The organism is Paraburkholderia sp. (genome assembly GCF_035656215.1).
GTDB lineage: Bacteria > Pseudomonadota > Gammaproteobacteria > Burkholderiales > Burkholderiaceae > Paraburkholderia.
Window position 1 is genome coordinate 1 of sequence record NZ_DASRSY010000226.1, and the last position, 5,451, is coordinate 5,451.

At 62.8% G+C, this 5,451-nt stretch carries 7 protein-coding genes; 4 read left to right on the forward strand and 3 right to left on the reverse strand.

Translation table 11 applies throughout. The annotated features are described in order from the left end of the window. The coding region (locus VFE81_RS12920) for a DUF1302 domain-containing protein (protein ID WP_325044969.1) at positions 1–849 on the reverse strand (849 nt) is incomplete at its 3' end. Between the two features lie 129 nt (positions 850–978). Beyond that, a complete protein-coding gene (locus tag VFE81_RS12925; protein ID WP_325044970.1) occupies positions 979–1,863 on the reverse strand; it encodes an SDR family oxidoreductase in 885 nt (294 codons plus the stop codon). A 286-nt stretch (positions 1,864–2,149) separates the two neighbouring features. Here VFE81_RS12925 and VFE81_RS12930 point away from each other — a divergent pair, with 286 nt between their 5' ends. From VFE81_RS12930 to VFE81_RS12945, 4 genes are all read left to right on the forward strand, one after another. Next, complete coding sequence (locus tag VFE81_RS12930) at positions 2,150–3,043, forward strand: alpha/beta fold hydrolase (RefSeq protein WP_325044971.1); 894 nt, start codon at positions 2,150–2,152, stop codon at positions 3,041–3,043. An 85-nt stretch (positions 3,044–3,128) separates the two neighbouring features. Further along, positions 3,129–3,914 carry a glucose 1-dehydrogenase gene (locus VFE81_RS12935; protein ID WP_325044972.1) on the forward strand — a complete coding sequence of 262 codons (786 nt, stop codon included), beginning with the start codon at positions 3,129–3,131 and terminating at the stop codon, positions 3,912–3,914. Positions 3,915–3,922: 8 nt separating this feature from the next. Further along, entirely contained in the window at positions 3,923–4,315 is a 393-nt protein-coding gene (locus tag VFE81_RS12940; protein WP_325044973.1) for a nuclear transport factor 2 family protein, read from the forward strand. Between the two features lie 17 nt (positions 4,316–4,332). After that, entirely contained in the window at positions 4,333–4,854 is a 522-nt protein-coding gene (locus tag VFE81_RS12945; protein ID WP_325044974.1) for a phenylacetic acid degradation protein PaaY, read from the forward strand. 89 nt (positions 4,855–4,943) lie between these two features. On the opposite strand, the gene VFE81_RS12950 is transcribed toward VFE81_RS12945, so the two are convergent. After that, positions 4,944–5,451, reverse strand: a 508-nt coding sequence (locus tag VFE81_RS12950; RefSeq protein WP_325044975.1) for a helix-turn-helix transcriptional regulator, incomplete at its 5' end; no start/stop codon positions are given.

Sequence of the window (5,451 nt, forward strand, 5' to 3'; positions counted from 1 at the left end):
ACCGCGTGGAATCCGCATGCCGCCCGGTCCGATGATGTATTCGGCGCCGGGGCCGACCACGTCCGAGTAGCTCATATAGCTGCCCGGCGCGCTCAGCTGATTCGGCTGGAAGGAAAACTGGTAGTAGCCGAGCAGGCTGAAGTTCGGCGCGATCTGCCACTGCGTCGAAATTTGCGGAACCGGCAACAGGACGTCTTTCACCTCGGCGCCCGCTACGAACGATTTGGTGGCGTCCGCGGGACCCTGCGCACCGGCAATGTTCGGGAAGAACACGCTCTCGCCCCAGGCCAGTACCTGATCGCCGACCTTCACGTTCAGACTTGTGCCACCCAGCTTGAACGTGTTGTAGACGTAAGCCGCGAGCAGTTGGGTGCGCCCGCCGGCCCAGTAATTTGCCTGTTCGGTGAAGTTGTTGTAGACGCCGCTGTGATTCACCGTGCCGGGTGCGTTGTTGTAGTTCGAGTGCTGATACGCCTGGTCGTAGAACGTGTCGGCTCGCACGAAGACACCCCAGTCATCGTGCTTGAGATTCACTTCACCGAGCAGGCTCACCTGATTCTCGATCAGCTTGTTCTTTGCGAAGTTGCGGTCGCCGTCATCGCCGTTGATGTTCTCCGGCGTCAGCAGATTGCCGCTCGGCGCGCGTGTGCGCATCCCCAGGCCATAGCCGAGCGTGAAGGTGTAGTCGAGCGTGGTGTCCGCGCCGAGATTGACGGTGTCGCCCGCGTAAGCCGATGTGGCGAACGTCGTCATCGTCGCGGCCGACGCCGCTGCCAGCACGGCGAGTCTGCATGCCGCGCACACCGCGCGCAGCGCCGGTGCGCGCTCTTGTGTTCCGTTGATCTGCATCCTGTCTCCTCTGTGGTCACGTCTGAAATTTGTTGTGATCAGAGGTTAGGGGGCACGTGCGGCGCGAGAATCGTCAAAACGGACTAGTCGCTTGCCCCAGGCATGCAAGGTGTGTGCGCACAAATATGTCTAGGGCTGCGCGGCGAACGCCTTGTGCAGGTCGGTGGCCGCGAGAAAGGCAGGCACTTCACCACCGCCTTCAAGAATCAGGTTGCTGCCCGATGCATAGGCGGCGTGCGGCGAGGCGAGGAACAGGCACGCGGACGCGATATCGCCGGGTTTGGCGAGACGGCCTGCGGGAATTGTCGCGGTGATGTTATCGAGTGTGGACGCTCCGTCGGCCAGAGATGCGCCCGTGTGGCCGCTAGTGGCCGCTTCGGTTTCGACGAGACTCGGGCTTACCGCGCACACGCGAACTTTGGGCGCCCACTCCACCGCGAGCGAGCGCACCGCGTTCAGCAGGCCGGCTTTCGCTGCGCCGTAAGCCGCTGTTCCCGGCGACGCTCGCAAACCGCTCACGCTGCCGATGAACAGCAAGACGCCACCCTCCGGTTGCTTTTGCATCAGCGCGTTCGCACGTTGCGCGATTTGCAGCGGCGCCAACAGGTTCAGGCGAATGACCGCTTCGGTGAAACGCGGTGAGGCCTGCGCGGCGAGCGCGAACGGCGCACCGCCCGCGTTGCTGACGAGCACATCGAGCTGGCCGGTTTCACGTTCGATCTGCGCGAGCAGGGCGTCGATCGCGTCGATGTCGCGCACGTCCGCGGCAATGAAGCGCGGGGCTTTCTCAGGACGATCTTTATGCAAGCCCTCGCGCGAACCCGTAGACGCACCCGCGCGGAAGCTATCATGCAAACCCGCCTCGGAACCTGCAGCCACGCTCGCAGGCGGCGTGCGTCCGCACACGTACACCGTTGCGCCCGCATCGTTAAACGCTTGCGCGATGGCCGCGCCGATCCCTTTGGTGCCGCCCGTTACCAGCACCACCTTGCCGCTGAAATCGAACCCTGTCATTGCCGCTGTCTCTCTCTGTTCGTGTGGGGCCGATGGTAGGAGAAATGCGGTTTCGCCTCGTAGTCTGAAAAGACGATGTTTCGCTTCGGATTCGAAGGGATGATGTTTTCGCTGGCGACCCTCACACAATCTGCCGCGCCAAAGAGCGCGGCGCGAGACAGCAACCAACTTGCATGGGACCGGAGTAAGCGCTAAAGCGCTAACTCTGGTCGACCGCAATCAAATTGCATGGGACCAGAGTAAGCGCTAAAGCGCTAACTCTGGTCGACATAGGAGACAAGCGCGCATGAACGCAACGCCCACCGAATCCCAACAAGCCGATGCGCACGGTAAGTCGCGCAGCGTGCCGCCAACCCCGCAGGCGCCCAAGGGGATTTTCACTGAGGTTCCCGGCGGCCTGACACTGCATCACTTCGAAGCCGGCAGCGGCGCGCCTGTTGTGTTCATTCACGGCAGCGGCCCTGGCGCGAGCGGCTTCAGCAACTTCAAGCATAACTATCCGCAGTTCGCCGCGGCGGGTCACCGGGCGATCGTGGTCGATCTGCCGGGTTACGGCACGTCGTCGAAGCCCGCGGACGTGAATTACACGCTCGATTTCTTCGTGAGCGCATTGCGCGCGCAGCTCACCGCAAACGATATCGGCCGGGCGACTTTGCTCGGCAATTCGCTCGGCGGTGCGATCGCGTTGCAATACGCGCTCGACTATCCCGACGACGTCGACAGCCTGATCATGATGGCGCCGGGCGGTGTCGAGGAACGCGAGACCTACTTCAAGATGGAGGGCATCCAGAAGATGGTGTCGCTGTTCACGAACCGCCAGATGAACCGCCTGACGATGCGGCAATTGCTCGAACTGCTGGTGTTCGATCGCAGCCTCGTCACCGACGCGCTGGTCGAAGAGCGTCTGGCCGTGTGCGAACAGCAGCCGCCGGAAGTGCTGTCGACAATGCGCGTGCCCAACCTGACGGAACGGCTGGGCGAACTCAGATGCCCGGTGCTGGGCTTCTGGGGTACGGATGACCGCTTCAATCCGGCCAGCGGTGCCATGCGTTTTCTTGAGCACTGCGCCGACGCACGCTTTGTACTGATGAATCGCTGTGGCCACTGGGTGATGGTCGAGCATCGGCGGTATTTCAATCGCGAATGTCTGGAATTTCTCGCGGAGCGGCGCGCCGCTTGAGGCATGCTTCGGATGCGGCGCGACGGGCGTGACTAGCCCAAGGCTACGCGGCGCAGAACCCCGACTACAACATTACGGAGACGGTATGACATTTCCCCATCAACTGTTCGACATGAGCGGCAAAGTGACCGCCATCACGGGCGGCGCGCGCGGCATCGGGGCGCAGACCGCACGCACCCTGGCAGCGGCTGGTTCCGCGATCGCGGTGCTCGACGTACTGACGGAACTGGGCGAGCAACTGGTCGCCGAAATCAATGAGTCGGGCGGCCGTGCGGCGTTCTGGAAGATGGACGTCACGCAGGAAGACAACGTGCAGCGCGTGTTCGGCGAAATTGCCACGCGCTTTGGACGGCTCGACGCGCTGGTGAACAACGCCGGTATCGAAGGCGCGAATCTGCCCACGCACGAAATGACGCTGCAGCAATGGCAGAAAGTCATCGACGTCAACGTGACGGGCGTATTCCTCTGCACCAAGTATGCGATCCCGCACATGCTGACGGCGGGCGGTGGCTCGATCGTGAATCTGTCGTCGATGTATGGGCTGGTCGGTGGGCCGGACGTGCCGGCGTATCACGCCTCGAAGGGCGCGGTGCGGCTGATGGCGAAGACCGACGCAATGCTGTACGCCACGCAGAATATCCGTGCGAATTCCGTGCATCCCGGCTTTATCCGCACACCGCTGCTGGAAGAGGCGTTCGAAAAGCTCGGTGACCCGGAGCAGATTTTCGCGCATATGAAAACGCTCGTGCCGCTCGCGAAGATCGGCGATCCGCAGGATATCGCGGCAGGCATTCTGTATCTGGTGTCGCCGGCCGGGCGTTATGTGACCGGCACGGAGTTGGTGATCGACGGCGGTTATACCGCGCGCTAGGAGGACGGATGAACACCAGCGAAAACATGAAGACCCGCCTCGTCGAGTATATCGAGGCGTTCAATGCGGCCGACGCTTCACGCGTCATCGCGCTGTTTGCCGATAACGCGAGCGTCGAAGATCCGGTCGGCACGCCGCTGAAAGAAGGCAAAAGCGAGATTGAAACCTTCTATACGTATGCAACGTCGGTGGGCGCCCGGCTTGAGTTGATAGCGCCGCCGCGCGGCTCGCACGGCAATAGCGCGTCGATCAGCTTTCGCGTGCACATCACCGGGCAAGACGGCCGCCCCGCGCATATCGACGTAACCGACGTGATGGATTTCGATGCCGCCGGCAAGATTCTGCGCATGCGTGCGTACTGGGGTGCGGACGACTATCACATGCTCGCAGACGCGAACTGAACCGGGACGGCGACGCGATGGCGTTCTACGAGTTCAACGGCAAGCGGCCGCGCGTCGATCCGTCGGCTTACGTTCATCCGAGCGCTGTGCTGATCGGCGACGTGACGGTGGACGCCTGTTGTTACATCGGGCCGCATGCGAGTCTGCGTGGGGATTTCGGCGCGGTGGTGGTGGAGCGTGGCAGCAACGTGCAGGACAGTTGTGTGTTGCACACCGGCGTGGCGAATACCTGCTGGCTTGGCGTCGACAGCCATATCGGGCATAGCGCGATCATTCACGGCGCGACATTGGAGCCGAACACGATGGTCGGCATGCATGCCGTCGTGATGGACGGCGTCGTGCTCGGCGCGGCGAGCATCGTGGCCGCTTGCGCGTTCGTCAAGAAGGACTGGCGGGTGCCCCCGGGCGTGCTGGTGGCCGGGGTGCCAGGGCGCGTGGTGCGCGCCCTGAGCGAAGACGAGATCGTGGCGAAATCGTCAGGAACCCGGATTTACCAGCAACTCGCGGCGGACTGCCTGCGCACCATGCGCAGCGTTTGAAGTTCGATGCCGCGCATGACGCGGCGTTAAAGTTCAAGGCTGCGACCGGCTCGACATGCGCGCCGGCCGCAGGCTCTTTCATACCTTGCTTACGTCACGTACCCCTGCGCCACATTGATCAGTTGCACGCGATTGCGCACGTTGAACAACTGCCGCAGGCGCCGCAGGTGGTAATCGACGTTATGCGGCGACAGCCCGAGGAAGTAAGCGATTTCCTTGTCGCGCTGTCCCTGCACCACTGCCTTCAGCACCGCATGCTGCAATTCGCTCAGCATGACGCGCTGCTGCTGCGCGGGCGCGATCCCGATCACGCTTTTCGCGTGCGTCCAGATGAATTCGTGGATCGTATGCGCGAACATCAGCGTTTCGGCCACAATCGATTCCGTCATCCAGCGCGGATTGCCGATCTCCGAGTTGAAGCACAGGCTCGCGCTCAGCTCCGGCTCGGGCAGCGGCATCTGCGTAAGAATCCCGCTTTTGCGGCCGTTGGCCTCCAGCATGTCGATCAGGCCGCCGAGCCGCTCGCTGCGCAACTGCGCGCGTGGCTGGTCGGCGCGCATGTCGGCGGTGTTCCACAGGAGCGGCATGCCGGTCGGC